Origin of the sequence: Trinickia soli, assembly GCF_002879855.1 — a bacterium.
In the GTDB taxonomy this organism is placed as follows: domain Bacteria; phylum Pseudomonadota; class Gammaproteobacteria; order Burkholderiales; family Burkholderiaceae; genus Trinickia; species Trinickia soli.
Window position 1 is genome coordinate 238,525 of the sequence record NZ_PNYB01000004.1, and the last position, 25,943, is coordinate 264,467.

21 protein-coding genes are annotated in these 25,943 nt (G+C 64.1%); 2 read left to right on the forward strand and 19 right to left on the reverse strand.

The window, feature by feature from the left end:
- Window positions 1-114 precede the first annotated feature (114 nt).
- Complete coding sequence (locus tag C0Z19_RS06915; RefSeq protein ID WP_102609048.1) at window positions 115-2,004, reverse strand: ABCB family ABC transporter ATP-binding protein/permease; 1,890 nt, start codon at window positions 2,002-2,004, stop codon at window positions 115-117.
- A gap of 208 nt (window positions 2,005-2,212) precedes the next feature.
- Between C0Z19_RS06915 and C0Z19_RS06920 the strand changes: the two genes are divergently transcribed.
- Complete coding sequence (locus C0Z19_RS06920; RefSeq protein WP_102609049.1) at window positions 2,213-2,611, forward strand: acyl-CoA thioesterase; 399 nt, start codon at window positions 2,213-2,215, stop codon at window positions 2,609-2,611.
- 84 nt (window positions 2,612-2,695) lie between these two features.
- Here the strand turns inward: C0Z19_RS06920 and C0Z19_RS06925 are convergent, their stop codons facing one another.
- Both C0Z19_RS06925 and C0Z19_RS06930 read right to left on the reverse strand, forming a co-directional pair.
- On the reverse strand, window positions 2,696-5,896 hold the full coding sequence (locus tag C0Z19_RS06925; protein WP_102609050.1) for a sensor domain-containing protein: 3,201 nt from the start codon (window positions 5,894-5,896) through the stop codon (window positions 2,696-2,698).
- A gap of 258 nt (window positions 5,897-6,154) precedes the next feature.
- Window positions 6,155-6,631, reverse strand: coding sequence for a nitrate reductase associated protein (locus C0Z19_RS06930; protein ID WP_102609051.1), 477 nt, complete (start codon window positions 6,629-6,631; stop codon window positions 6,155-6,157).
- Window positions 6,632-6,780: 149 nt separating this feature from the next.
- On the opposite strand from C0Z19_RS06930, the gene fdhD reads away from it, so the two are divergent.
- A complete protein-coding gene (gene fdhD / locus C0Z19_RS06935; protein WP_175084032.1) occupies window positions 6,781-7,617 on the forward strand; it encodes a formate dehydrogenase accessory sulfurtransferase FdhD in 837 nt (278 codons plus the stop codon).
- Between the two features lie 365 nt (window positions 7,618-7,982).
- Here fdhD and C0Z19_RS06940 read toward each other — a convergent pair whose 3' ends face one another.
- The 16 genes from C0Z19_RS06940 to C0Z19_RS07015 all read right to left on the reverse strand — a co-directional run bounded on the left by C0Z19_RS06940 (window position 7,983) and on the right by C0Z19_RS07015 (window position 25,942).
- Window positions 7,983-8,750, reverse strand: coding sequence for an enoyl-CoA hydratase (locus C0Z19_RS06940; RefSeq protein WP_102609052.1), 768 nt, complete (start codon window positions 8,748-8,750; stop codon window positions 7,983-7,985).
- Between the two features lie 86 nt (window positions 8,751-8,836).
- Window positions 8,837-10,036 carry an acetyl-CoA C-acyltransferase gene (locus tag C0Z19_RS06945; protein WP_102609053.1) on the reverse strand — a complete coding sequence of 400 codons (1,200 nt, stop codon included), beginning with the start codon at window positions 10,034-10,036 and terminating at the stop codon, window positions 8,837-8,839.
- A gap of 17 nt (window positions 10,037-10,053) precedes the next feature.
- Window positions 10,054-12,492: a 3-hydroxyacyl-CoA dehydrogenase/enoyl-CoA hydratase family protein gene (locus tag C0Z19_RS06950; RefSeq protein ID WP_102609054.1), complete on the reverse strand. Its 2,439-nt coding sequence runs from the start codon at window positions 12,490-12,492 to the stop codon at window positions 10,054-10,056.
- A gap of 143 nt (window positions 12,493-12,635) precedes the next feature.
- Window positions 12,636-14,423 (reverse strand): acyl-CoA dehydrogenase C-terminal domain-containing protein, encoded by a 1,788-nt coding sequence (locus C0Z19_RS06955; protein ID WP_102609055.1) that lies wholly within the window; start codon window positions 14,421-14,423, stop codon window positions 12,636-12,638.
- 90 nt (window positions 14,424-14,513) lie between these two features.
- Window positions 14,514-15,140 carry a TetR/AcrR family transcriptional regulator gene (locus C0Z19_RS06960; protein WP_102609056.1) on the reverse strand — a complete coding sequence of 209 codons (627 nt, stop codon included), beginning with the start codon at window positions 15,138-15,140 and terminating at the stop codon, window positions 14,514-14,516.
- 150 nt (window positions 15,141-15,290) lie between these two features.
- On the reverse strand, window positions 15,291-16,565 hold the full coding sequence (clsB, locus tag C0Z19_RS06965) for a cardiolipin synthase ClsB (RefSeq protein WP_102609057.1): 1,275 nt from the start codon (window positions 16,563-16,565) through the stop codon (window positions 15,291-15,293).
- Window positions 16,562-17,071, reverse strand: coding sequence for a dihydroneopterin triphosphate diphosphatase (gene nudB, locus C0Z19_RS06970; RefSeq protein ID WP_102609058.1), 510 nt, complete (start codon window positions 17,069-17,071; stop codon window positions 16,562-16,564). Before nudB ends, clsB begins: the two co-directional genes overlap by 4 nt.
- Before the next feature lie 250 nt (window positions 17,072-17,321).
- Window positions 17,322-19,124: an aspartate--tRNA ligase gene (aspS, locus tag C0Z19_RS06975; RefSeq protein WP_102609059.1), complete on the reverse strand. Its 1,803-nt coding sequence runs from the start codon at window positions 19,122-19,124 to the stop codon at window positions 17,322-17,324.
- Between the two features lie 71 nt (window positions 19,125-19,195).
- On the reverse strand, window positions 19,196-19,843 hold the full coding sequence (locus C0Z19_RS06980) for a DUF502 domain-containing protein (RefSeq protein WP_102609060.1): 648 nt from the start codon (window positions 19,841-19,843) through the stop codon (window positions 19,196-19,198).
- Window positions 19,844-19,990: 147 nt separating this feature from the next.
- The gene (locus C0Z19_RS06985) at window positions 19,991-20,326 is read right to left on the reverse strand and encodes an FmdB family zinc ribbon protein (protein ID WP_102609061.1); all 336 of its coding nucleotides are present in this window, start codon (window positions 20,324-20,326) and stop codon (window positions 19,991-19,993) included.
- Between the two features lie 224 nt (window positions 20,327-20,550).
- Window positions 20,551-21,216 carry a methyltransferase domain-containing protein gene (locus tag C0Z19_RS06990; RefSeq protein ID WP_233196032.1) on the reverse strand — a complete coding sequence of 222 codons (666 nt, stop codon included), beginning with the start codon at window positions 21,214-21,216 and terminating at the stop codon, window positions 20,551-20,553.
- Between the two features lie 4 nt (window positions 21,217-21,220).
- The gene (ubiB, locus tag C0Z19_RS06995; protein WP_102609063.1) at window positions 21,221-22,798 is read right to left on the reverse strand and encodes a ubiquinone biosynthesis regulatory protein kinase UbiB; all 1,578 of its coding nucleotides are present in this window, start codon (window positions 22,796-22,798) and stop codon (window positions 21,221-21,223) included.
- Window positions 22,799-22,813: 15 nt separating this feature from the next.
- Window positions 22,814-23,440, reverse strand: coding sequence for a ubiquinone biosynthesis accessory factor UbiJ (locus C0Z19_RS07000; protein ID WP_102609064.1), 627 nt, complete (start codon window positions 23,438-23,440; stop codon window positions 22,814-22,816).
- 157 nt (window positions 23,441-23,597) lie between these two features.
- The gene (locus tag C0Z19_RS07005) at window positions 23,598-24,614 is read right to left on the reverse strand and encodes a Tim44 domain-containing protein (RefSeq protein ID WP_102609065.1); all 1,017 of its coding nucleotides are present in this window, start codon (window positions 24,612-24,614) and stop codon (window positions 23,598-23,600) included.
- 36 nt (window positions 24,615-24,650) lie between these two features.
- Window positions 24,651-25,382: a bifunctional demethylmenaquinone methyltransferase/2-methoxy-6-polyprenyl-1,4-benzoquinol methylase UbiE gene (gene ubiE / locus C0Z19_RS07010; protein WP_102609066.1), complete on the reverse strand. Its 732-nt coding sequence runs from the start codon at window positions 25,380-25,382 to the stop codon at window positions 24,651-24,653.
- A 146-nt stretch (window positions 25,383-25,528) separates the two neighbouring features.
- Window positions 25,529-25,942 (reverse strand): gamma-butyrobetaine hydroxylase family protein, encoded by a 414-nt coding sequence (locus C0Z19_RS07015; RefSeq protein ID WP_102609067.1) that lies wholly within the window; start codon window positions 25,940-25,942, stop codon window positions 25,529-25,531.
- Between the last annotated feature and the right edge of the window lies 1 nt (window position 25,943).

The following is a 25,943-nucleotide window of genomic DNA, read 5'->3' on the forward strand; positions in this document are numbered from 1 at the left end:
CGAGCCGTGCACCGGCTCCCGGCGCGCATCGGTCGAACCGGGCGGGAAATCGCGCTCCGGGCCCGCGCTCAGCGGTCGCTTTGACCGCAGGCGCAGCACCCGTCGAAGCGACGATCAGGCGCCCTCGCCGTGCGCCGCCGGCTCGGTGTGCGCGCGCTGTGCGGCGCGCTGCTGCAACGCCCACATTTGCGCGAACGCGCCGCCCGCTTCGAGCAGTTGCGCATGCGTGCCACGTTCGACGATGCGCCCGTGATCCATCACGAGGATCTGCTCGGCGTGCACGATCGTCGACAGCCTGTGGGCGATGACAAGCGTCGTACGCCCGCGCGCGATCTGATCGAGTTCGTGCTGAATCGCGCGCTCCGAGCGCGAATCGAGCGCCGACGTCGCTTCGTCGAAGACGAGAATCGGCGGATTCTTCAGCAGCGTGCGAGCGATCGCCACGCGCTGCTTCTCCCCGCCCGACAGCTTCAACCCGCGCTCGCCCACCGGCGTGTCATACCCCTTCGGCAGGCTCTCGATGAAATCGTGGATGTGGGCGGCGCGCGCGGCTGCGATCACCTCGTCGCGCGTCGCCGCCGGCCTTCCATAGGCGATGTTGTAGTAGATCGTGTCGTTGAACAGCACCGTGTCCTGCGGCACGATCCCGATCGCCGCGCGCAGCGAATCCTGCGTCACGTCGCGCAGGTCCTGGCCGTCGATCGTGATCGCGCCGCCTCCCGCCGGATCGAGGTCGTAGAAGCGAAACAGCAGCCGTGCCAGCGTCGATTTGCCCGAGCCGCTCGGCCCGACCACGGCCGTCGTCGTCCCCGCCGCGATCGAAAACGTCACGTCGTCCAGAATCAGGCGCGAGCGCTCATAGCCGAAGTGCACGTGCTCGAATCGCACTTCGGCGCCGGCCACCGCGAGCGGCTGCGCGCCCGGCGCATCAGGCACCTCGCGTGCGGCTCCGAGCAGCGTGAACATGCGATCCATATCGGTCAGGCTCTGCTTGAGCTCGCGATAGACGACGCCCAGGAAATTGAGCGGAATGTAGAGCTGCAGCATGAACGTATTGATGAGCACGAGATCGCCGAGCGTGAGCCGCCCGGCCATGACGCCTTGCGTCGCACGCAACAGGATGAGGGCGAGCCCGATAACGATGATCGCCTGCTGACCGAAGTTGAGCGCCGACAGCGAGTTCTGCGACTTGATCGCCGCGGCCCGGTAGCGCTGCAGATTCTCGTCGTAACGCCGCGCTTCCCATTCCTCGTTGCCGAAATATTTGACCGTCTCGTAGTTGAGCAGCGAATCGATCGCGCGCGAATTGGCACGCGAATCGAGTTCGTTCATCGTGCGGCGAAAATGCGTGCGCCATTCCGTTACTTTGACGGTGAACACGATATAGGCCACCAGCGCGGCGAACGCGACGATCGCGTAGTAGGCCTCGTACTTGACGATGAAAAACCCCAGCACGAGACCGACTTCGACCAGCGTCGGCAAGATGCTGTAGAGCGAATACGAAATGAGCTGGGAAATGCCGCGCGTGCCACGCTCGATATCGCGCGACATGCCGCCCGTTTGCCGCTCCAGATGAAAGCGCAGCGAGAGCGAATGCAAATGACGAAAAACCTTCAGGGCGAGTTGGCGGACCGCGCTTTCCGTCACCTTCGAGAACAGGATCTCGCGCAATTCCGTAAACAGCGAGGTCGACAACCGCACGAGCGCATAAGCGACGACGAGCAGGCCGATGCCGCCCGCGAGCACGATCGCGGGCTCATGCTCGGCACGCCCGAGCGCGGTCAGTTGGCGCATCGAAGCAAGACCGTCGATGATCCGTTTCATCACGATCGGCACGCCGAGATTGGCAACCTTCGCGCCAATCAGGCACGACAGAGCGACGGCAACGCGCCACTTGTAGTCCGCCAGATAGGGAAACAGCGAACGAATCGTCTGCCAATCCCGGCGTGGACTGCCGGCGACGGGCGTCGGTGCGGGTTCTGACGAGGGGCTATGGCGGTGCATGGGTTGGAATCGGAGCGCAGCCGCAAGGCGGCGAGTGGAACAGCAGGCTGGCGGGCGCAGCGCCTGCGCAAACAACGGCGCGGCACAGCCGTTGCGCTCGTGATGCGTTTTGCCCGTACAATTTCGATGCTCAGGCTAATGCTCTCTGGCTATCGTATCGACGGTATTGTCGCAGGCTCGGCCCATTGTTGCAGAACCGGTGAACCCCATGACTATTTCCACGCCCCTGCTCCCGCAAAAAACCTGCGCCTTGCGCGTCGTGCCGCAGCCTTCGGACGCGAACGTCCACGGCGACGTCTTCGGCGGCTGGATCATGGCGCAAGTCGATATCGCAGGCTCGATACCTGCCAGCCGACGCGCGAACGGCCGCGTCGCCACGGTCGCCGTCAATTCGTTCGTGTTCAAGCAGCCGGTGTTCGTCGGCGATCTGCTCAGCTTCTACGCCGACATCGTCAAGACGGGCACGACCTCCATCACCGTGTCGGTCGAAGTCTTCGCGCAGCGCATGAGCCTGGACGAAGAGCTCGTCAAGGTCACCGAAGCCACGCTCACCTACGTGGCCACCGACAAAGACCGCCGCCCACGTAAGTTGCCCGAATTGAAGTGACGTGATCTGGCATCACGCGGGAAGGCGGCGCCTGCGCCTGTGCCGCGTGCGGGACGCCTCTCCGACCGGCGCCGCGGCCGCGCATCAGGCCGGCACTGCGCCGGCTTCGCTTTCTCGATGACGTGTGGGCGTGCTCTTGAGCAACGCCGGAATAGCCTCGTGCGGCATCGGCCGCGCGAAGAAATAGCCCTGCATTTCGTTGCAGGCGCGCTCTCTCAGGAACTCGAGTTGCGCGGCCGTCTCGACCCCTTCCGCGATCACCTGCAAATGCAGCGAATGTCCGAGCGCGATGATCGCCGAGGTGATCGTTTCGTCGTCGCTCGATGCGCCGATATCCGACACGAACGAGCGGTCGATCTTCAAACGATCGACCGGGAAGCGCTTCAGATAGCTGAGGCTCGAATAGCCGGTGCCGAAGTCGTCGATTGCGAGGCCGATGCCGAGCGCGTGCAGTTCGCTGAGCATCGTCACCGCTTCTTCCGCATTGCGCATGATCGCGCTCTCGGTCAGTTCGAGTTCGAGGTACTGCGGCTGCAGGCCCGTTTCCTCGAGGATCGACATGACGTGCTTGGCGATGTCGCGCTGCTGGAATTGACGCGCCGACAGATTCACCGACACGCGCGCAGCCGGTAACCCTTCGTCCTGCCAGGCTTTGTTCTGCCGGCACGCTTCGCGCAGCACCCATTCCGAGAGCGGGCCGATGAGGCCGCTCTCTTCCGCCACGGGAATGAACGCCGACGGCGGCACGAGGCCCACCTCGGGATCGTGCCAGCGCACGAGCGCTTCCATGCCGACGATCTTTCCCGTTCCGATGTCCACCTGCGGCTGATAGTGCAGCAGAAACTCGCCATCGCGCAGCGCGCGTCGCAGGCGGCGCTCCAGATTCAGTCGCGTGCCGACGCTCGTATTCATTTCGGGCTGATAGAACTGGAACGTGTTGCGCCCCATATCCTTGGCCCGGTACATCGCCAGATCGGCCTTTTTCAACAGCGTCTCGACGTCTTCCCCGTCTTGCGGGAACAGGCTCGCGCCCATGCTGCAACCGACGTAGAGTTCGGTGCCGTCGAGCCAGACCGGCTCCGAAATCGTCGCGCGCACGCGCTCCATCCAACCGATCAGCGTCTGTTCGTCCACGGCGTCGGTCAGCACGATCACGAACTCGTCGCCGCCGTGACGCGCGACCGTGTCGCTGGGGCGTGCGCTGCGGGCGAGCCGCTCGGCCACGACGCACAGCAGCCGGTCACCGACGCTGTGGCCGAGGCTGTCGTTGACGTTTTTGAAGCCGTCGAGATCGATGAAGACGGCGGCCAACGGCTTGCCGCGCGCGATTGCCCGATCGAGTCGCTCGCGCAGCAGGTTGCGGTTCGGCAGTCGCGTCAAGCCGTCGTAGTTCGCCTGATATTCGAGCTGCTCCTGGTATCGGATCAGGTCGGTCACGTCGTTGATGACGCCGATATGGTGGGTCGTGTTGCCGTCAGGGTCCGGCACGGGCGCAATGAAGAGCTGATTCCAGAACAGCGCGCCGTCTTTTCGGTAGTTGCGCAGCACGGCGCTCACTTCCTTGTTTGCGGCAAGCCCCTCTCGGATCGCGACGAGGCCTTCCTGGTCGCGATCGTCGCGCTGCAGGAAGCGACAGTCCTGGCCGACGACTTCGGCAGGATCGTAGCCCGTAATGCGCTTGAACGCCGGATTCGCGTATTCGATCACGTGACCGCTCTCGGCCGCGGCGGTGATCAGAATCGCGTTGACGCTCGCATCGAGCGCCCGGCTTTGCAAGCGCAGCGCCAGGTCCGAGCGCTTGCGGTCGGTGACGTCGGTGTATGAGCCGAGCACGCCGATCACTGTGCCGTCGCCGTTCGTCAGCGGGATCTTGCTCGTGATGCCAGCCCGATGCACGCCGTCGATCATCACCTCGAACTCGTGGTTCATCTTCGGCACGCCGGTCGCGATCACCTCCTGATCGGCCTTGCGCAACGCGTCCGCGATCGCGCCCCACGGGAATTCGTCGTCGGTCTTGCCGATGACCTGCTCGGTGTAGGAGAGACCCGCATCGCGCGCGAACGCCACATTGCAACCGAGATAACGCGAATCGCGATCCTTCCAGAAGATCCGCTGAGGAATATTGTCGATGACGGTTTCGAGCATCTGGTTCGAGCGCTGGGCTTCGGCCTCGGCCTTGATTTGCTCGGTCACGTCGTCGGCCAGCACGAACATCGCCGGGCGGCCCATGAACGTCAGCGCATGGTTCGTGATGTCAGCGCTCACTTGCGTGCCGTCGCGCCGCCGGTGGCGCCAGACACCCGCCGCGACCCGGCCGCGGCGCGGTGCGGCCTCGCCGCGCACGAGGTGCGATTCGAGCCGGGCCGTCTCTTCGGGCGAGGACAACTCGCGAATCGTCATACCCAGGAAGTCGCTATCGCTGTAGCCGTATTGCTCGACCGCTGCGGCATTGACCGCAAGGAAGCCTAGCGTTTCGCGGTCGTATATCCACATCGGCACGGGATGCGCGTCGAACAGCTCCCGGAAACGCTCGTCGCTGCGGCGCATCGCGCGCGCGATGCGAATTTTCGTGCGGGCGGCGCTTTCGCGGACGCCGAACGAGTAGATGAGCATGCCGCAGCCCGCCACCATCGTCACGATGAGCAGCAAAGTGGCGAATCGCGTCGAACGCGCCGAGGCTGCCAACGACGCCTCCAACGCTTCATCCTGGCGCCGGCGCAGTTTGGCCAGCGCCGTATCGACAGCGTCGAGCGCCGCGGCCACACGCATATAGGTCGGCGCCACCCAGGCCCGAGCTTGCGTGGGGGCGATGGCGGGCTGATTCGACGCGGCGGGCTGTTGTGCGCTCGGCCCCGCCGGTTCTATCTGCTGTTTCGCCTGCTGTCGGGTTTGTAGCGCTGCTTCGTCCAGGGCCGAGTGCATCTCGCGGTCGACGCCGTCGGCCAGTGCGAACAGCGCTTCGAGCTGGCCGCGCATCGCCGCATCGTCCGCCAGCGCCGCCTTCAGATGCGCCTTGTCGCGCCCGAGCGCCGCTTCGCGGTCCTGCTCGAAGGTCGCGCCGATCGGAACCCCCGTTGCTTCGAAGCGGCCGAGCGCCGCGAGCCCGGCGCCGAGCGTCGCACGATAGTCGTCGAGGTTGCGCTTGATGCTCATCGCGCGCATCGTGCGCAAATCGGTCGCGCGCTCGCTACGGATCTGCCCGTAGGCGACAAACGCATTTGCGCCAATCGCGGCTGCGGCCACCGCGACATTGATCAGCAGCCGTTTCGATACAAAGGAGCTCATGAATTCCGAACGCCGGTCGTAGCGAGCGCCCCGCTTGGAAGCTGATTCCAACTCGAGGCCCTCTGGGAGGGGCGGCGCGGCTTGCCAGTCTCCAAACCTTTCGCGCTCGCCCGGTCCTTCGATACGGACCGATGCGGGCCTTTGCGCGCCAACTTCTGAATAACGGCAGGGTTGAGCGCGGGTTGAGGGTCACCGTGTAAAAAAGTCGGGGGAAGGGTTGTTTACAAACGCCCTTTCCTGGCTGGAGGAACCCGCGATTTACTCCATCAGCCCGAATTCGCGCATGGCCGGCACAAAATCGTGGCTCGGTTCGCTTTTGCGCGTCAATTTCGACAGCACATAGCGTTTGAACGGATCAAGCTGCCCCCAGCGCTCGGCGCTCGGTACGGGCGCGCCCGCGGCACGGCTGTGCTCGACGACGGAAGCCGGTACCGCGCTGCCGTTGCGCCATGCCGGCTCGGCGTCGGGCGTGAACCAGTCGGGCTCGACGTTCGCGTGGGTGCGCATCATCTCGAACAGCGCATGATCGAAGTTTGGCTCGATGGACGCGTCTTCGTCGACGGGAAAGCGTGCGAGCAATGTGCGATCGGCGTGCGGCAGCAACTGCCATTGCGCGAGCGAGATGCGAAGGCCGAAGCGATCGAGATTGAAGCGGACCGACATCGGCATGTAGGTGAGATCCTCCGACGATACGAGCTCGAAATCGAACAGCAGCGGCGATTCGTGCAATCCCATGGCGGTATCCTTTGCGCTGGCGGCGGGTCGTGCGGGCAGGCGACGCCCGCTTCGGGTATTTTAGAACCTTACGGGCAAAGCGCCGGACCGCGCGAGTCGATCATTACCTGCCGCCCCCCTGATCGGCAACGCCCATGACCGAACGAGGAATGAACTTGAACGACCCGTTGGACGGCGCCGACGAACGCGGCGTCATCGAGCAAAAAGTACGTCGGCACCGCGGCGGCGACGTCGAGACCGCGCTCGACCATGTCGGTCAGGAATGGCCGGTCGCGCTAGTCTTCAACGGTATCTCGCACGCCGTCATGATGTGCACGCCGCGCGAACTCGAAGCGTTCGCCGTCGGTTTTGCGATTTCGGAGGGGATTGTCGAGCGCGGCAGTGACATACGCGACATCGAGGTCACGTTCCATCGTGAAGGCGTAGCGTTGCCCTACGCTCAGGTGGAACTGACGATCGTGCAGCAGGCGTTCGCCGCGCTGAAGGAGCACCGGCGGGCGATGGCAGGCCGAACCGGCTGCGGCGTGTGCGGCATCGAAAGCATCGATTTGCTTGATTTGTCGCCGGAGCGGGTGCCGGATACAGGGTTCGTGGCGCGGCTCGCGCCTGATGCGATCACGCGGGCGGCGAGCGAGTTGCCTTCGCATCAAGCGCTCACACGGATCACGGGGGGACTACATGCGGCCGCCTGGTGCGATGCCAACGGCGGGATCTCGCATGCATTCGAAGATGTGGGCCGGCATAACGCGCTCGATAAGCTCATCGGCCGGCTCGTGTTGGACAGGATCGATACGACCGATGGTTTCGTGTTCCTGTCGAGCCGGGCGAGCTATGAACTCGTGCGCAAGGCGGCGCGAGTCGGGATACCGATGGTGGCGACGATTTCCGCGCCGTCCTCGCTGGCGATTGCGATTGCGCGGCAGGCAGGGATTCGGCTCGTCAGCTTTTGCAGGGAGGCGGGGTATGTCGAGTATGAGGGGGCATAAGATCCACGCGGGCCTCGCCCGCCGTTAGTCCCTCGGCCAGTCGATCGCCCAAGTCCCTATTCGGCCCATATTGTTGCCGCTGATCGAACCGTCCATGAGGGCCTCGGCGTTGGCAGGCACTGAATGGACGTTAGCCCCCGCTGCGTAGATAGCGCTCCCTTACCCGCTTCCAGTTTTCCCTTGCTCGAACGCTTTGGGCCTCGGCGATGGGGGGCGGCACCGTATAGCCTCCTTTAATCACGCATAGCAACGTCACCACGACTCGCCGGCCGCTCCATTGCCTGAGCCGAATGAGAGTCTTCAAGCCATGGCGATTGCCTTACGGGCACGCAGCATCAAAGCCGCCGCACGGCCCGCATCCCTCGCTAATCAAACTGCCGAAAATCCGGCTTCCGCTTCTGAAAAAACGCCATCATCGCTTCACGCGCTTCCGGTGCGAGCAGCATCTTGCCGAAATGCACGACCTCTTCCTTCATGCGCTCGGCGATCTCCTGGCCGCTAGCCCGCTTCATCAGCATCTTCGTCACCCGGAGCGACGAAGCCGGCAACGCAGCGAGCTTAACCGCCTGGGCATAGGCAAACGCGTCGACTTCGCCGGCCGTCAGCAAACGATTGACGATGCCCATACGATGCGCCTCCCGTGCATCGAACGCTTCGCCGAGCAAGAGCTTCTCGGCCGCCAGCGGATAACCGGCAAGACGCGGCAGCAACAGGCTCGACGCCGCCTCGGGACACAGCCCCAATTGCGAAAACGGCAGCGAGAACATCGCCGAATCGGACGCATAAACAAGATCGCAATGAAGCAGCAAGGTCGTACCGATGCCGACCGCCACGCCCGCTACCGATGCGACGATCGGTTTCTCCGCCTCGCTGATGCGCTTCAGAAATTGAAGGACGGGCGCATCTTCGCTCGTCGGCGGCGACTTCATGAAATCTTCGAGATCGTTGCCCGCGCTAAACGCGTCTTGGCCGCCCCGGATCAGAATGGCCCGCACGGCCGCATCTCCCTGCGCATCAGCCAGCGCATCGGCCATCGTCTGGTACATGGCCGACGTAATCGCATTCTTCTTTTCGGGGCGATTCAGCGCGATCGTCAGCACGCCTTGCGCGCTGTGCTCAATCACAATGTCCATCGTCTCTCTCCGTAAGAAAAAACGGTCCGTGGCGCCGGAGCATCGCTCCGACACGCACGAACCGTCATGACCGGGTCACAGGCCGATTACAGCCGCTCGATGATGCCCGCTGCGCCCATGCCGGTGCCGACGCACATCGTCACCATGCCGTACTTCAAGTTGCGCCGACGCAGCCCATGGACGACCGTCGCCGCGCGGATCGCACCGGTCGCGCCGAGCGGGTGGCCCAGCGCAATCGCGCCGCCGAGCGGATTGACCTTGGCCGGGTCGAGACCGAGCTCGCGCATGACGGCCAGCGACTGCGCGGCGAACGCTTCGTTCAGCTCGATCCAATCGAGATCGTCTTGCTTCAAGCCCGCCGCCTTCAAAGCAGCCGGAATCGCTTCCTTCGGCCCGATACCCATCACTTCGGGCGGCACGCCGCGCACAGCGAAGCTCACGAAGCGCGCGAGCGGCGTCAGGCCGAACTGCTTCAGGATCTTCTCGGAGACGACGATCAACGCGCCTGCGCCGTCCGACGTTTGCGAGCTGTTGCCGGCCGTCACCGACCCCTTGTTCGCGAACACGGCGCGCAGCTTCGCCAGGCCTTCGAGCGTCGTATCGGGACGCGGGCCTTCGTCGAGCGCAATCTCACGCGTCTTCGTCTTCACTTCGCCTGTCGAAAGGTCCGGCACGCGTTCGACGATCGTGTACGGGGCGATCTCGTCCCTGAACTCGCCGGCCTGCTGCCCCGCAATCGCCTTCTGATGCGACTCCAGCGCGAAGCGGTCCTGATCCTCGCGGCTCACTTTCCAGCGCTCGGCCACGCGCTCGGCCGTCAGGCCCATGCCGTAAGCAATGCCGAAGTTTTCGTCGCGATCGAAAATGTGCGGCGACATCGACGGCGTGTTGCCCATCATCGGCACCATGCTCATCGATTCGCAACCGCCTGCGATCATCGCGTCGGCTTCGCCGACGCGAATGCGGTCGGCCGCCATCGCGAGCGCCGTCACGCCCGATGCGCAAAAGCGGTTGACCGTCACGCCGCCGACCGATTGCGGCAGGCCCGCGAGCAGCGCGCCGATACGCGCGACGTTCAGGCCTTGCTCGGCTTCGGGAATCGCGCAGCCGACGATCGCGTCTTCGATCACCTTCGTGTCGAGCCCGGGCACTTGCGCCACAGCCGACCTGATCGCGTGAACGAGCAACTCGTCCGGTCGCGTGCTCTTGAATGCGCCACGCGGCGCTTTGCCGATCGGCGTGCGGCTGGCGGCGACGATGTATGCGTCTTGCAATTGTTTGCTCATGTGGAGCTCCTGCCGTATTAGTTGCGCACCGGCTTGCCGGTCTGCAGCATGCCCATGATTCGCTCTTGTGTCTTCTGCGTGCCGAGCAGATCGACGAACGCCCGGCGCTCGAGCGTGAGCAGCCATTCTTCGTCGACGAGGCTGCCCGCTTCGACGTCGCCGCCGCACACGGCTTCGGCGATTCGCGAGGCGATCAGGAAGTCGTGCGCGCTGATGAAGTTGCCGTCACGCATGTTGACGAGCTGCGCCTCGATCGTCGAAATCGCAGAACGGCCCGCGACGGGAACCTGCTTGGCCGGCAACGGCGGACGATAGCCGGCCGCGGCGAGCGCACGCGCTTCTTTTTTCGCCGTATCGAGCAACTCGAATACGTTGAAGACGATCGTGTCCGACGGCTTGAGATACCCCATCGCGCGCGCTTCGAGCGCCGAGCCCGAGACCTTGGCCATCGCGGCGTTCTCGAACGACTTCGACACGAACTTCAGCAATTCGCCGTTCGACGCGCCGACTTGAGCCGCCGCATCGGCCGCGCGCAATGCCGCTTCTTTCAGCCCGCCGCCGGCCGGCACGAGACCGACGCCCACTTCGACGAGACCGATGTAGCTTTCGACGTGCGCCACGCGCTTGGCGCTATGGAGCATGAGCTCGCAACCGCCGCCGAGCGCGATGCCCGAGACCGCCGTGACCACAGGCACATTCGCATACTTCACACGCAACATGCCTTGCTGGAACTTCTTCACGAACGGCTCGATACCTTTGGCGCCGCCCATCATGAATGCAGGCATCGCTTCCTCGAGATTCGCACCGGCCGAGAACGGGCCGCCGGGCGTGCCGAGCTTGAGCGACGTAGGCTGCCAGACGACGACGCCCTTGTACGACTGCTCGGCCAACTCGATCGCTTGCGCAAGGCCGTCGAGCACACCGGGGCCGATCGTGTTCATCTTCGTCTTGAACGAGACGATGACGACGTCGTCCTCGCCGGCACGATCGTCCACCCATGCACGAACCGAATCGTTCTCGAACAGCGTCTTGCCGTAGTGCTTCGGATCGACGCCCGTTTCGCCGACGAGCGGCGCACGGAACACCTGCTTCTGGTAGACGGGCAACGTCGAGCGCGGCTCGAACCGGCTCGCCGCCGGCGACCACGAACCTTCACTCGTATGCACGCCACCCTTCTCGGCAACGGCGCCCTCGAACACCCACGACGGCAGCGGCGCGTTGGCGAGCGCCTTGCCCGCCGCGATATCCGCTTGCACCCACTCGGCCACCTGCTTCCAGCCCGCGGCCTGCCAGCCCTCGAACGGGCCTTCGTTCCAGCCGAAACCCCAGCGGATCGCGAGGTCGACATCGCGCGCGTTGTCGGCGATCGATTCCAGATGGATCGCGATGTAATGGAACACGTCGCGGAAAATCGACCACAGGAATTGCGCCTGCGGATGCTCCGACTCGCGCAGCAGCTTCAGGCGCTCGGCCGGCGGGCGCTTCAGAATGCGGCCGACGAGCTCGTCCGCCTTTGCGCCGCCTTCGACGTACTCGCCCGTCGTCGCGTCGAGCACCTTGATGGCCTTGCCTTCCTTCTTGTAGAAGCCGGCTCCGCTCTTCTGACCGAGTGCGCCCTTGGCGACGAGCGCGGCCAGCACGGCAGGCGTCTCGTAGACGGACAGGAACGGATCGTCAGGCAGGTTGTCCTGCATCGTCTTGATGACGTGCGCCATCGTATCGAGGCCGACCACGTCGGCGGTGCGGAACGTCGCCGACTTCGCACGACCCAGGCGCGAGCCCGTCAGATCGTCGACTTCGTCGAAGCGCAGACCGAACTTCGCCGCTTCGGCAACGACGGCCAGAATCGAGAACACGCCGACGCGGTTCGCGATGAAGTTCGGCGTGTCTTTCGCGCGCACGACGCCCTTGCCGACGACGCTCGTCAGGAACGATTCGAGATCGTCGATGATTTCCGGCCGCGTGTGCGAGGTCGGGATCAGTTCGACGAGGTGCATATAGCGCGGCGGGTTGAAGAAATGCACGCCGCAAAAACGCGCCTTCAACTCGTCGGTAAACCCTTCGGACAATTCGGTAATCGACAGGCCGGAGGTATTGGTCGCGAAGATCGCATGCGGTGCGAGATGCGGCGCGACCTTCTTGTACAAGTGGTGCTTCCAGTCCATCCGCTCGGCGATCGCCTCGATGACGAGATCGCACCCGGCCAGTTTGGCGATGTCGTCCTCGTAGTTCGCGGGCTCGACATAGCGGGCATCGTCCTTGGCGCCGAACGGCGCAGGCGACAGCTTCTTCAGATTCTCGATCGCCTTCAACGCGATCGCATTCTTCGGACCTTCCTTGGCCGGAAGGTCGAACAGCAGCACCGGCACCTTGGCGTTGATCAGGTGCGCGGCGATCTGCGCGCCCATCACGCCGGCGCCGAGCACGGCCACCTTGCGAATGATCAGATTGCTCACGTCTATCCTCCCTCGGAGTCATGCATGCGCTGCTTCGATGGACGTGTCGCACGCTGCGCCATCGATCATCGAGCCGCGGTAAACCTGTTGAACGCGGTGCGCCACCCTCTGGCGCGCCGCTCGGCCTGGCAACAACTTGAAACTCAGAACAGCGCCTCGTCGACTTCCATCAACGTCTTCGAACCGGCGCGCGCCTCGCGAATCGTCTTGGCGGTTTCGGGCAACAGCTTCGCGAAATAGAAACGCGCCGTTGCGAGCTTCGATCGGTAGAAAGGATCGCCCGATGCCTGTTTGTCGAGCGCGATGCGCGCCATGCGGGCCCAGAAGTACGAGAACACGAGGTGGCCCACCGTGCGCAGATAGGGCACGGCGGCGGCGCCCACCTCATCCTGGTTCTGCATCGCCTTCATGCCGATTTCCATCGTGAGCTTCTGCACCTTGTCGCCGATGTCGGCGAGCGGGTTGATGAACTCCTGCATTTCGGGCTTGACGCCCTCGGCTTCGACGAAGTCCGTCACGAGCTTGCCGAACTTGCGCAGCTTGGCGCCCATGTCGCCGAGCACCTTGCGGCCCAGCAGATCGAGCGACTGCACCGCGTTCGTGCCTTCGTAAATCATGTTGATGCGGGCATCGCGCACGTACTGCTCCATGCCCCATTCCTTGATGAAGCCATGACCACCGAAAATCTGCATCGCGTGGTTCGTGGATTCGAACGCGTTGTCGGAGAGGAACGCCTTCAGAATCGGCGTCAGCAAGGCGACGAGATCGGCAGCTTCCTTGCGCTCGGCTTCGTCGCCGTGCGAAAGCTCTTTGTCGATCTGCAAGGCCGACCAGTACGAGAAGGCGCGAGCGCCTTCGGCATAGGCCTTCTGCGTGAGCAGCATGCGGCGCACGTCGGGGTGGACGATGATCGGATCGGCCGGCTTGTCCGGCGCCTTCGGACCCGTCAGCGAACGCATTTGCAGACGCTCTTTCGCGTAGACGAGCGAGTTCTGGTATGCGACCTCGGTCAGCCCAAGGCTTTGCATGCCGACGCCGAGACGCGCCGCGTTCATCATCACGAACATGGCTTGCAGGCCGCGGTTCGGCTCGCCGACCAGCCAACCCTTCGCGTTATCGAGGTTGATCACGCACGTGGCGTTCGCGTGGATGCCCATCTTGTGCTCGATCGAACCGCACTTGACGCCGTTGCGCTCGCCGGGCTCGCCCGCGTCTGTCGGGATGAACTTCGGGACGATGAACAACGAAATGCCTTTCGTTCCGGGCGGCGCATCGGGCAGGCGCGCGAGGACGAGGTGAACGATGTTCTCGGCCAGGTCGTGCTCACCGCTCGAGATGAAAATCTTCGTGCCCGTGATGAGGTAGGAGCCGTCGCCGTTCGATTCGGCCTTCGTGCGCAAGATGCCGAGGTCGGTGCCGCAATGCGGCTCGGTGAGGCACATCGTGCCGGTCCATTCGCCTGCCACGAGCTTGGGCAGGTAGACCTTCTGCTGCTCGGGGGTGCCGTGCGCGTGCAGACATTCGTAGGCGCCGTGCGAGAGGCCCGGATACATCGTCCATGCCTGATTCGCCGAGTTCAGCATTTCGTAAAGCGCGTTGTTCACGAATGCGGGCAAACCCTGGCCGCCGTATTCGGGATCGCAGCCGAGCGCCGGCCAGCCGGCCTCGACGTATTGGCGATACGCCTCCTTGAAACCCTTCGGAGTCGTCACGACGCCATCGCCCGCGTACGTGCAGCCTTCCTGGTCGCCGCTCTGATTGAGCGGGAACAGCACCTCGGAGCAGAACTTGCCGGCCTCTTCGAGCACCTGGTTGATCGTGTCGGCATCGAGATCGGCATGCTTCGGCATACTCTTCACTTCTTCTTCGACATTCAGCAGTTCGTGCAACACGAATTGCATGTCGCGCAGCGGCGCGGCGTACTGACCCATGACATCCTCCCAAGGTTTCCAGCGAGTGAGCTCGAACCGCTAACCTGGCCGTGCGCCGAACACGGTCTGGCGACTAGTGCGGCTCGCGCTCTATAACAAATCATCAGAGTGCGTGGGGCGGCCCGGCGCGCTCTGATAGGAATCAATCGTCTTCTCGAGCGCAGCCCACGTCAGACGCTCAGCATCCGGCAGATGCAGGAAGCGCGCGTCGTGATGCAGCCCGAGCGTGAAGCTATACAGTTCGAACAGCATCAGGTCCGGATCGGTATCCGCGCGCAGATGCCCTTCTTCGACAGCCTGCGAAATCGCCCGCAACAACGCCGCCCGCCATGTCGACACGCTAAGCACCAGCTGCTCGCGCACGGGGTTGTCGCCCCGGTCGTCGTACTCGACGGCGCCGCTGATGTAGATGCACCCGGTCATGACTTCCTGAATGCGTCGCTCCATCCAGCGGCTCAGCATCGCGCGCAAACGCGGCAACCCACGCGGCTCGGCAAGGCTCGGGAAAAACACCTCCTGCTCGAAGCGGCGGTGGTACTCGCGAACGACCTCGACCTGCAAATCTTCCCGCGACCCGAAATGCGCAAAAACGCCACTCTTGCTCATCTGCATCCGCTCGGCGAGCAAGCCGATCGTCAAGCCCTCGAGCCCATCCCGGCTCGCCAAGTCGAGTGCTGCATCTAGAATTGCAGCTCGCGTTTGTTCACCTTTTCGCATAGCGTCTCATTTACCGTTCTTATAGCTCTGCAACAAAAATCGAACGGCCGTACTATTATTGAGCGCGACCGCCCCTGAAACAAGGACTTTATTAGAAACCGGAATCTAACCTGCCGGGGTGCGGCGCAGTTCAGGCCGGGCCGCACGGCGCTAGTCGTATCCGCCTACCGTCAGCAGCTTCATCACTGCCCGATACGTTGCGTAGGCGAGCCAATTGGCCAGACGCTCCGGCCACGTCCGCGCCGCATAGCAGGTCGCATCGATCGGACGCGCCTCGTCGAACGCCGTCAGCATGGCTTCGCGCAATTCGGCGATCTCGGGGTGCTCGATCAGCACCACGTTCGCCTCATTGTTCAGCACGAGGCTCAGCGCATCAAGGTTCGACGAACCGACCGTCGCCCAGTTCGAATCGACGACAGCCACCTTGCCGTGCAGCATCGTCTTCTCGTATTCGGCGATGTGAACGCCCGCCTTGAGGAAGGTGCGGTAGAGATAGGGCACGGCGACGTCGAGCGCCGCGAATTCGTTGCGGCCGATCAGCACGCGTACATCCACCCCGCGTCGCGCTGCGCGCAGGAGCGCTCGACGCAGCTTGCGCCCGGGCATGAAGTACGGATTGGCAAGCAGGATTTCGCACCGCGCCCGACCGATTGCAACGAGGTACGCCTTCTCGATCGCGCGCCGATTGACGAAGTTGTCGCGGGCGACAAATGCCACACTTGGCCCTTTTAGGGCGCGCTCCGTTCCACGCGTACGGGCGCGCAGCCTCCCGCCGGCGGCCGTCGAAACGGCCCGCGCAAAGGGCACGAGCGCGCGCGACATCGATTCCCTATAGGGCCGATGGCCGAGCGTCAGCCGGCGCCATTGAGCATCGAGGGCCGCGCTGACGTGCGCGACGATCGGCCCCGCAAGCTCGACGGCGAAGTCCCAGCGCGGATGCGCGAGGCGCCCGCCCGTGGCGGCAAAATCATCGACGACGTTGATGCCGCCGCAAAACGCGACGCGCTCGTCGACGAGCGCGAGCTTGCGATGCGTGCGCGACAAGCCGAAGCGGCCGAAGATGCCCCGCCAACCGGCGTTGTAGATGCGATGCTCGACCCCGGCCGCGATCCATTCGTCGAAGAGGGCGAGCCGCCCGGTGCCGAGGCCGTCGGTAATCACGCGTACGCGCACGCCGCGTTGCGCCGCGCGCACGAGCGCGTCGGAGACGGGCCGGCCGGCCTCGTCGTCGCAAAAAATATAGGTCTCGAGCGCGACACTGGCGCGCGCTGCATCGATATAGGCGATCAGCGCGTTGAAGTAATCAGCGCCGCGGCTATAAAGCCGTAATGTGTTGCCAGCCGTGAATGCGAGCCGTGACGCGCGACGTCGCGATACGAGCGTGCGCCCGATACGGGCGAGACGTCGAGCGCCGCGACGACTCATGCGCCCTCGGTGCGCTGTTGCGAAACGCCCGCGGACTCGCTCGCACGCAACCGGCGCGGCAGCTGCAGGATGGCGTCACGATTGGACGACGAGAAACAGCGAGCCGCGGCTTCCTCATACGGTAGCCAAAGATGCGCCGTATGCTCGCGCGGTGCGAGCGTGACTTCGAGCCTGTGCGGCACTTCGAGCCCGAACCAATGTTCGACGTTGCGCGTCACGCCTTCTGCGTAGCGATGCCGCCAGACCGGATAGATCTCGTATTCGATCTGCTCGCCCCAATTCACGAGTGCGTGGCCGGGTACGAGTGAGCTGCCGACGACGATGCCGGTTTCCTCGGCCACTTCCCTGATAGCGGTCTCTTCGAGCGGCTCGTCGAAGCGGTCTTTCGAGCCTGTCACCGACTGCCAGAAACCAGGGCGATCGGCGCGCTCGATAATCAGCACGTCGAGGGCGGGCGTGTAGATGACGACGAGAACGGATTCCGGAATCTTTGGCGGTTTGAGCATGGGGGTTCGATGCGTTCGCAGTTGTCCGTCAGCATAGCGCGTGAGCAGGAGAACTGCGACACGTGCGCTGAGCGTTAGAGCGACACGCGGGAAGCCCCGCGGCGCCGTGCCCCCGGGTCAGGCGCCGATAAGGCAGCCGGGAAACGAAAAACCCCACGCTCGGAGAAACGTGGGGTTTTTGAGCGACCGGACGACGTCGAGCGCGCCGCCTTGCGCACCATGCGGCGCGACTTGGCGCCGCCGTGCGGCCTCAAGCCTTCGGCTGCTCCGGCTGACGCAGACGAATATGCAACTCGCGCAATTGACGCTCGTCCACAGCGCTCGGCGCTTGCGTCAACAGACACTGTGCCCGCTGCGTCTTCGGGAAGGCGATCACGTCGCGAATCGAATCGGCGCCGGCCATCATCGTGACGATGCGGTCGAGGCCGAACGCAATCCCGCCGTGCGGCGGCGCGCCGTATTGCAGCGCATCAAGCAGGAAGCCGAACTTGGCCCGCGCTTCTTCGTCGTTGATCTTCAGCGCGCGGAACACCTTGCTTTGCACGTCTTCCTGATAGATCCGCACCGAACCGCCGCCGATCTCCCAGCCGTTCAGCACCATGTCGTAGGCTTTGGCGAGGCAGCGGCCCGGGTCCGATTCGAGGAATTCGAGGTGCTCGTCCTTCGGGCTCGTGAACGGGTGGTGAGCCGCCACGTAGCGCGCCTCTTCCTCGTCGTATTCGAACATCGGGAAATCGATGACCCACAAGGGCTTCCAGCCTGCTTCGACGAGACCGTTCGCCTTGCCGAAATCGGAATGGCCGATCTTCAGGCGCAGCGCGCCCAGGCTGTCGTTGACGACCTTCGCGCGATCGGCCGCGAAGAAAATGATGTCGCCGTCCTGCGCGCCCGTACGCTCGAGGATCGCCGCGATCGCCGCGTCGTGCAGGTTCTTCACGATCGGGCTCTGCAGGCCGTCACGGCCCTTCGCCGCTTCGTTGACCTTGATCCACGCCAGGCCCTTCGCACCGTAGATGCGCACGAACTCGGTGTAACCGTCGATGTCGCCACGCGTGAGCTCGCCGCCCTTGGGCACGCGCAGCGCCGCAACACGGCCGTCCTTCGTATTGGCCGGCGCGCTGAACACCTTGAACTCGACATCCTTCATCGCGTCGGTAAGCTCGGTGAATTCGAGCTTGACGCGCAGGTCCGGCTTGTCGGACCCGAACCGCGCCATCGCCTCCGAGTACTGCATGACGGGGAACGGCTCGTCGAGTGCGACTCCGATCGTTTCCTTGAAGACGTGACGAATCATCTTCTCGAACAGATCGCGAATTTCCTGCTCGCTCAAGAACGACGTTTCGCAGTCGATCTGCGTGAATTCGGGCTGACGATCGGCGCGCAGATCTTCGTCGCGGAAGCACTTGACGATCTGGTAGTAGCGATCGAAGTTCGCCACCATCAACAGCTGCTTGAACAGCTGCGGCGATTGCGGCAGAGCGAAGAATTGGCCGGCGTTCACGCGCGAGGGCACGAGATAGTCGCGCGCGCCTTCAGGCGTGCTCTTCGTGAGCATCGGCGTTTCGATGTCGATGAAGCCCTGCGCGTCGAGATACTTGCGCACTTCCATCGCCACGCGATAGCGCAGCCGCAGATTGTTCTGCATTTGCGGCCGACGCAGGTCGAGCACGCGATGCGTGAGGCGCGTCGTTTCGGAAAGGTTGTCGTCGTCGAGTTGGAACGGCGGCGTGATCGATGCGTTGAGCACTGTCAGCTCATGGCAGAGCACCTCGATCTTGCCGCTCTTCAAGCCGGCGTTGACCGTGCCTTCCGGGCGGTTGCGCACGACGCCGACAATGCGCACGCAGAATTCGTTGCGCACCCCTTCGGCAGCCTTGAACATCTCGGCGCGATCGGGGTCGCAGACGACCTGGACCAAGCCCTCGCGATCGCGCAGATCGATGAAAATCACGCCGCCATGGTCGCGCCGGCGATGCACCCATCCACACAGCGAAACAGTTTGGCCCAGCAGGTGTTCGGTCACCAGACCGCAGTATTCAGATCTCATCGACATGGTATTCGTCTTTCGTTTGGCATTTGGAGGCAACGCGCGGGGCGACTTTCACCGCGCCGCGCCGCCAGGGTCTATAGGGGCGGCTCGACCGGACGGCGGGCCGGAGCGGTCGCCGGGCCCTGCGGGGCGACTACGCCCATCGAGACGATGTACTTGAGGGCGGCGTCGACGGTCATGTCGAGCTCGATGACCTCTGCTTTGGGCACCATCAGGAAAAAGCCCGAAGTCGGATTCGGCGTCGTGGGCACGTAGACGCTCACGTGCTCCTCTTGCAGATGATTGACGACATCGCCGCCAGGCGTACCGGTCAAAAACGCGATCGTGTACGAGCCGTGGCGCGGGTATTCGATCAGCAACGCCTTGCGGAAAGCATTGCCGCTGCTCGAAAGCAGCGTATCCGACACCTGCTTCACGCTCGTATAGAGCGGGCCGACGATCGGAATATGCCGCACGATCGCATCCCACCACGTCACGAGCTTTTGGCCGACGAAGTTCTGCGTGAACAGGCCCACGACGAAGATGAACGCGAGCGTCAGCAACGCGCCGACGCCGGGCAGGTGAAAGCCGAACAACCGCTCGGGCTGCCACGACGCGGGCAACAGCAACAGCGTCTGATCCATCGTGCCGATGATGAGCCCCAGCACCCAAAGCGTAATCGCCAGGGGCACGAGAACCAGCAGGCCGGTCAGGAACACGGATTTCAGCGTCGTCTTTTTCATGTTTACCGCCAGAGAACCGCTTTGGAAAATAGTCGCGCGTTGGCTCGCGCCTGAGCGGGCCGGGGACCGATGCGCGCGTTGACCTCCCGGCGCGCGGCGCGAAACGCGCGCCGCTGCGGACGGCGGCGCGTGCCGACGATGCGATGCTTAGGCGTCGCTCGCGGCCGGGGCACTGCTGGCGGCCGGTGGCGCCGCGGTGCTGCTTTCCGACTTCGCCTCGGCCTTCCCCTCGGCCTTCGCTTCGGGCTTGGCCTCCGACTGAGACGACGCGGCGCCAGCCGACGCATTCGAACCGTTCGAGCCACCACGGAAATCGGTGACGTACCAGCCCGAGCCCTTCAGCTGGAAGCCCGCGGCCGTTACCTGTTTACGGAACGAGTCCTTCTCGCATTGCGGACATTGAGTCAGCGGCGCATCGCTCATCTTCTGGAGCACATCTTTCTGAAAGCCGCACGATTCGCAACGATAGGCGTAGATCGGCATGATTCTGTTCCCGACTATTTCCGACAAAAAAACGGTTGAGCGCTTGCAAAGCGTTGAATTATAGCCGCATTTGGCCGTATTCCGGCTGACACGGCGAAGCCCCACGGCCAGGGGTGAATGCTGGCGCGGTTTGCCACATGGGGACGAAGATGCCGAAAATCAACCCCATCGAACCGCCAGGCCGGCTGGCAGCGGATCGCCCCGAAGCGGGCAGCGGGCAGCGCTCAGCGCCTGCGCCAGGTCATCCAGCGCTCGCGCCCGGAGAACACCGAGATCGAATCGGTGACGGCTTCGTCTTCGACCAGTTCGAACGAGGGCCCGAGCAACGCATCGAGTTCGGCCCGCGAAATACCGAACGGCGGCCCCTTGGGGGAATCCCCGAAGAAAAAGAGGCCCGCCAGCAATCCACCCGGAGCAAGCAATTCGGCCATGCGGCTCGCATAGTCTGCGCGGCGAGACGGCGGCAGCGCGCACAGAAACGCACGCTCGTAGATCCAGCCGGGCGCGAACGGTGGGCGATAGTTGAAGAAATCGGCCTGCTCGACGAGCCCGGCCTGGGTCCCCAACTGCTTGCGCGCGACCGCCACGGCGTCCGCGGAAAAATCGATCGCGCGCACAGTCCATCCGGCTTCCGCCAACGCGAGCGCTTCGTACGCGCTGCCGCACCCCGGGATCAGCACGGGCCGCGGCGCGGAGCGTGCGACAAAAGCCGAGAACGACGCGGGCACCCCCGCCTGATCCCACGGCGTGAAGCCCTGGCGGAACCGCTCGTCCCAGAACTCGGCCGTGTTCGGATCGCGCGTCGAAAACACGGGCGCCGCCCCAACGCCGGCCGGGGCGGGCGTGGCTGCGGATGCGTCGTTGCCGGCAGCCGTAATGGACTTGCTCATCGCATCAAGCCCCATAGGCGAAAGCCAACCATGCGCGCGCGAGCACGACGCCCGCGCCCATGGCCACGCCAAATACGAGCAGCGCCTGCAGCAGCCGGTTCGTGCGCTTTTGCTCGAGCAGCAGCAGCTTGATGGCCGCGTCGTGCATGCCGCGCGCGCCGTCGTGCCGCTCAGCGAGCAGGTGATGGACGAGCCGCGGCAGTTGCGGCAACGTCTTGCTCCACTGCGGCGCCTCGACTTTGAGCCGCTCGTACCAGCCGCGCCAGCCGATCTGCTCGTTCATCCACCGCTCGAGGTAAGGCTTGGCCGTCTTCCAGAGGTCCAGTTCGGGGTCGAGCGACCGACCGAGGCCTTCGACGTTGAGCATCGTCTTTTGCAACAACACGAGTTGCGGCTGGATTTCGACATTGAAGCGGCGCGACGTAGAGAACAGCCGCAGCAACACCTGTCCGAGCGAGATATCTTTGAGCGCGCGATCGAAATAGGGCTCGCAGACAGCGCGAATCGCGCTTTCGAGTTCTTCGACGCGCGTATTGGGCGGCACCCACCCCGACTCGAGGTGCAGCGTGGCCACGCGGTGGTAGTCGCGCTTGAAGAAGGCGAGAAAGTTCTGCGCCAGGTAATTTTTGTCGAAATCCGACAGCGCGCCGATGATGCCGAAGTCCAGCGCGATGTACCGCCCGAAATGCGCCGGATCGAGGCTTACCTGAATGTTGCCCGGATGCATGTCGGCGTGAAAGAAGCCGTCGCGAAACACCTGCGTAAAGAAAATCTCGACGCCCTCCCGCGCAAGCTTCGGAATGTCGACGCCCGCCGCCCGTAGCGTCTCGACCTGGCTGATCGGCACGCCGACCATGCGCTCCATGACGAGGACATTCTGTGTGCAGAACTCCCAATACATCTCGGGCACGAGCAACAGGTCGAGCGCAAGGAAGTTGCGCCGAAGCTGGCTGCCGTTCGCGGCCTCGCGCATGAGGTCGAGCTCGTCATGCAGGTACTTGTCGAATTCGGCAACGACCTCGCGCGGCTTGAGGCGCTTGCCGTCGGCCCAGAGCCGTTCCGCCCACGTGGCGAGGTCGCGCAACAAGGCGAGATCCGAATCGATGACGGGCAGCATGTTCGGCCGCAGCACTTTGATCGCAACGTCCTTGCCGGCATGTTGGCCCGACCGGACCTTCGCGAAATGCACCTGCGCGATCGAGGCGCTCGCCACCGGCACGCGCTCGAACTCGTCGAACAGCACGTCGACGCGCGCGCCTAGCGACTTTTCGATGATGTCGATCGCGACCGCCGAATCGAACGGCGGCACCTGATCCTGCAGCTTGGCCAGTTCGATGGCCACGTCGGCCGAGAGCAGATCGCGACGCGTCGACAGCACCTGCCCGAACTTCACGAAGATCGGCCCGAGGCTTTCGAGGGCGAGCCGCAAGCGCACGGCCGGCGGCGACTTGAAACGGCGCCCGATCGTGGCGATGCGCACAAGGACGCGCACGCGGCGGTCGCTGATGCGGCTGAGCATCATTTCGTCGAGCCCGAAGCGCACGACGGTGTACGCAATCTTGAAGAAACGCAATAGACGCATGGCGGGCCCGCGAACTTAACGTACGCGGCGCAACGCGCCTGCCTGCCGTGCGATCGCCTGCTGGTCGACGCGATCGATGCGCTTTTCGACTCGCGCGAGCGCATCGCGGGCGCGTGCGAGTTCCGCATTGAACGTATCGAGCGCGCCGCGACGCACGAGCTGCGGGCTTTCGTCGAGCAGATATTCCGCCAGCGAATCGCGCACGCTGCGACCGGCGCGCAGCGCGTGCTCGCCCGCTGCGCGCACGAGCTCCGCGGCGCGATGCGCGGGGGCATCCCCGATCAGTTTGGCCAGGTCCTCTTCGGGCTCCCAGCGCAGATGCTCGGCCAGCTTCGCAAGCTGAGTGGCGAATTCGGCGTCGCCCTCGATTTTCACGTGCTTCATCACGGCCGCCTGCCCGCCCTGCATGAAAGCGGGGAGCGCATCGGTCCCGATCGCGAGCGAGACATCGACGGCTTTCGCATCGATTTCGTCAACGGCGCTCAGATATCCCTCGGACTCGACGGCGAAGGTCAACACGATCGAGGAAAACGAAATGCGAGCCGTCTTGCCCGCATACGGCGCCAGGCGTTGGCGCGCCCACGCTTCGCGAGCGAGCAAATGGTTGACGGCGGCAGCAAAGGGCTTGGCGGCAAGAGTCATCGGGTAGTAATAAAAAGCCCGCGCCGACGGTAGCCGATGCGGGCCTCTATTGTAGCGCCCGATGCCGCGGCGCTAACGTCGGTCGATCAGCCCGGCCCGAACGGCCCGGACGGAAAGGCCCGGACCAGACGGCCCCGACCCCGCGGCCTGCCCGATATCAATGTGCGATCGCCTGCTCGATGCCCGCCAGCAGCCACCCGTCGCCGCCCCGCTTCGCCTTGACCAACTGCCAAGTTTCGGCGAACGGCTGCGCCGCGTGGCCGGCCACCTCGCGAATCAATCCGCTGTAGCGAACGCTCGCGCGATACTCGAGCGCATCTTCCGCGAGATCGACGAGATCTGCGTTCAGTTGCACGACATCGGTCTGATGCCGCTCGCCTGCCTGCGCGGCGTGGTCGAGCTTCAGTTCGGCGAAGATCTCCGGCGTCGAGAATGCTCGGATGTCATCCAGATTGCCGGCATCCCACGCGGCTTGGAGACGCACGAAATTGACCTTGGCGTGATGCAGGAACGCTGCCTCGTCGAAATCGGCCGGACGAGCAAATGCCGCATGCCCCGCTTCCACCACGGCAGGCGCGGCAGCCGCGCTCGAACCCGGGCCGCCTGCCGGAGCCGGTTGGCCCGAAAACACATCGCGCAGCATGGGCGACGGGCCGCCGGCTGCCGCCAGCGCGGGCGTTTCGTTCCTGCGACGAAGCGACAGCAGCTTGCGCACGACCCAAATGCCGATCAGCGCCATCAACGCCACGACAATGACGTTTGCCATGGCGCCCGCGAACGCCGCGCCAAGACCGAAGTGGGAGAGCAGCGCCGCGATGCCAAGACCGGCTGCGAGACCAGCGATCGGCCCGAGCCAACGCGAACGAGCAGGCGTCGCAGCCGGCGCGCTTTGAGGGTTCTGAGCCCGCTGCGCCTGCGCACCGGCCGGCGACTGGGCGCCGGACTGCGCAGAGCGCGACGATTGCGACGATTGAGCGCCCGCGGGCGAGACGTCGCGCTGGACGGTGGCCTGCGATTGCCGACCGATGCTACGGCCGCCGCCCATTCGTTTGGCTTCGGCATCGAGCGTCGCGAGCGTGCCCGCTGCCAGCATCGTGGCTACGGCAAAGAGCCGGATCCGCTTCGTAAAATGCAATGAAAGCTGTTTGGAAGTTTTCGGAAGCGAATCGGCCATGTTGGTATTCCCTATAAAAACAATGAGTTAGGGGCGCTAGTATTTCACCCCCACGTGCAAGGCTACCACGCCAGCTGACAAATTGTAATATTTCACGTTGTCGAGCCCCGCCTGCTCCATCATCGTTTTCAACGTGTCCTGATCCGGGTGCATCCGAATGGACTCCGCCAGATAGCGGTAACTGTCGGCATCTTTTGCGAATCTATCGCCAAGCCACGGCAATACCTTGAAGGAATACACGTCGTACGCCTTCTTCAACGGCTCCCAGACTTTCGAGAATTCGAGTACGAGCAGGCGGCCGCCGGGCTTGAGCACGCGCCGCATCTCAGAAAGCGCCACTTCCTTGCGAGTCATGTTGCGCAGCCCGAAGGCCACCGTCGCCACATCGAAGTAGTTGTCGGGGAACGGGATTTTCTCCGCGTCGCACAGCAGCGCCGGCGTGACGAGGCCGCGATCGAGCAGGCGGTCGCGGCCGACGCGCAGCATCGATTCGTTGATGTCGGTCAGCCAGACCTCGCCCGTCGGTCCCGCCTGCTTCGCGAATGCCTTGGACAGATCGCCCGTGCCGCCCGCGATGTCGAGCACCCTGAACCCGGGGCGCACCTTCGCCTGAGCAATCGTGAACTGCTTCCAGACGCGATGCAGCCCGCCCGACATCAGGTCGTTCATCAGGTCGTAATTGCTGGCGACAGAGTGAAATACGCCCGCCACCTTCTTCGCTTTGTCCTGCTCGTCGACGGTTTCGAAGCCGAAGTGGGTCTTGCTCATCGCGTTTATCCTCCGCGTATTCTCAAATAAGCTCAAATAAGTGCGCGATCGTACCAGCGCGCAGCGCCGCCGCCATCGGACGGCTCGCCGCCACCGGCCGCAACAGCACGGCGCGCGAAGGGAAGCGGCAACGTCATCGCTGCGTTTCAGTGGCAGTGGCCGCGCGCTGCGCCCGGCGCCGCCATCGGCGCGTCGCGCTCCACACCGGCCGCCGCGAGCTTGTCGAGGTAAGCCCGCCAGAGGTCGTCCTGCCGCGTCGCCAGCTCATAGAGTAGATCCCACGAGTAGATACCCGTCGAATGGCCGTCCGAGAAGGTCGGTTGCAGCGCATAGTTGCCCACCCCTTCGATCGAGACGATCGACACGTCGCGCTTGCCGGTCTGCAGCGTTTCCTGCCCCGGCCCGTGCCCGCGCACTTCGGCCGACGGCGAGTAGACGCGCATCAATTCGAACGGAATCCGGTAGCTTGCTCCGTCCGCATATTGCAACTCCAGCGCACGCGTTTTTGCATGAACGACGATGCCCGTGGGCACCGGCGTCTGCGAAGTCAGTCCGCTCATG

Bases quoted from the DNA above. Each gene is read 5' to 3' on its own strand.
- C0Z19_RS06915 (WP_102609048.1), bottom strand. From the start codon at position 2,004: ATGCACCGCCATAGCCCCTCGTCAGAACCCGCACCGACGCCCGTCGCC.
- C0Z19_RS06920 (WP_102609049.1), top strand. From the start codon at position 2,213: ATGACTATTTCCACGCCCCTGCTCCCGCAAAAAACCTGCGCCTTGCGC.
- C0Z19_RS06925 (WP_102609050.1), bottom strand. From the start codon at position 5,896: ATGAGCTCCTTTGTATCGAAACGGCTGCTGATCAATGTCGCGGTGGCC.
- C0Z19_RS06930 (WP_102609051.1), bottom strand. From the start codon at position 6,631: ATGGGATTGCACGAATCGCCGCTGCTGTTCGATTTCGAGCTCGTATCG.
- fdhD (WP_175084032.1), top strand. From the start codon at position 6,781: ATGAACTTGAACGACCCGTTGGACGGCGCCGACGAACGCGGCGTCATC.
- C0Z19_RS06940 (WP_102609052.1), bottom strand. From the start codon at position 8,750: ATGGACATTGTGATTGAGCACAGCGCGCAAGGCGTGCTGACGATCGCG.
- C0Z19_RS06945 (WP_102609053.1), bottom strand. From the start codon at position 10,036: ATGAGCAAACAATTGCAAGACGCATACATCGTCGCCGCCAGCCGCACG.
- C0Z19_RS06955 (WP_102609055.1), bottom strand. From the start codon at position 14,423: ATGGGTCAGTACGCCGCGCCGCTGCGCGACATGCAATTCGTGTTGCAC.
- C0Z19_RS06960 (WP_102609056.1), bottom strand. From the start codon at position 15,140: ATGCGAAAAGGTGAACAAACGCGAGCTGCAATTCTAGATGCAGCACTC.
- clsB (WP_102609057.1), bottom strand. From the start codon at position 16,565: ATGAGTCGTCGCGGCGCTCGACGTCTCGCCCGTATCGGGCGCACGCTC.
- nudB (WP_102609058.1), bottom strand. From the start codon at position 17,071: ATGCTCAAACCGCCAAAGATTCCGGAATCCGTTCTCGTCGTCATCTAC.
- aspS (WP_102609059.1), bottom strand. From the start codon at position 19,124: ATGTCGATGAGATCTGAATACTGCGGTCTGGTGACCGAACACCTGCTG.
- C0Z19_RS06980 (WP_102609060.1), bottom strand. From the start codon at position 19,843: ATGAAAAAGACGACGCTGAAATCCGTGTTCCTGACCGGCCTGCTGGTT.
- C0Z19_RS06985 (WP_102609061.1), bottom strand. From the start codon at position 20,326: ATGCCGATCTACGCCTATCGTTGCGAATCGTGCGGCTTTCAGAAAGAT.
- C0Z19_RS06990 (WP_233196032.1), bottom strand. From the start codon at position 21,216: ATGAGCAAGTCCATTACGGCTGCCGGCAACGACGCATCCGCAGCCACG.
- ubiB (WP_102609063.1), bottom strand. From the start codon at position 22,798: ATGCGTCTATTGCGTTTCTTCAAGATTGCGTACACCGTCGTGCGCTTC.
- C0Z19_RS07000 (WP_102609064.1), bottom strand. From the start codon at position 23,440: ATGACTCTTGCCGCCAAGCCCTTTGCTGCCGCCGTCAACCATTTGCTC.
- C0Z19_RS07005 (WP_102609065.1), bottom strand. From the start codon at position 24,614: ATGGCCGATTCGCTTCCGAAAACTTCCAAACAGCTTTCATTGCATTTT.
- ubiE (WP_102609066.1), bottom strand. From the start codon at position 25,382: ATGAGCAAGACCCACTTCGGCTTCGAAACCGTCGACGAGCAGGACAAA.
- C0Z19_RS07015 (WP_102609067.1), bottom strand. From the start codon at position 25,942: ATGAGCGGACTGACTTCGCAGACGCCGGTGCCCACGGGCATCGTCGTT.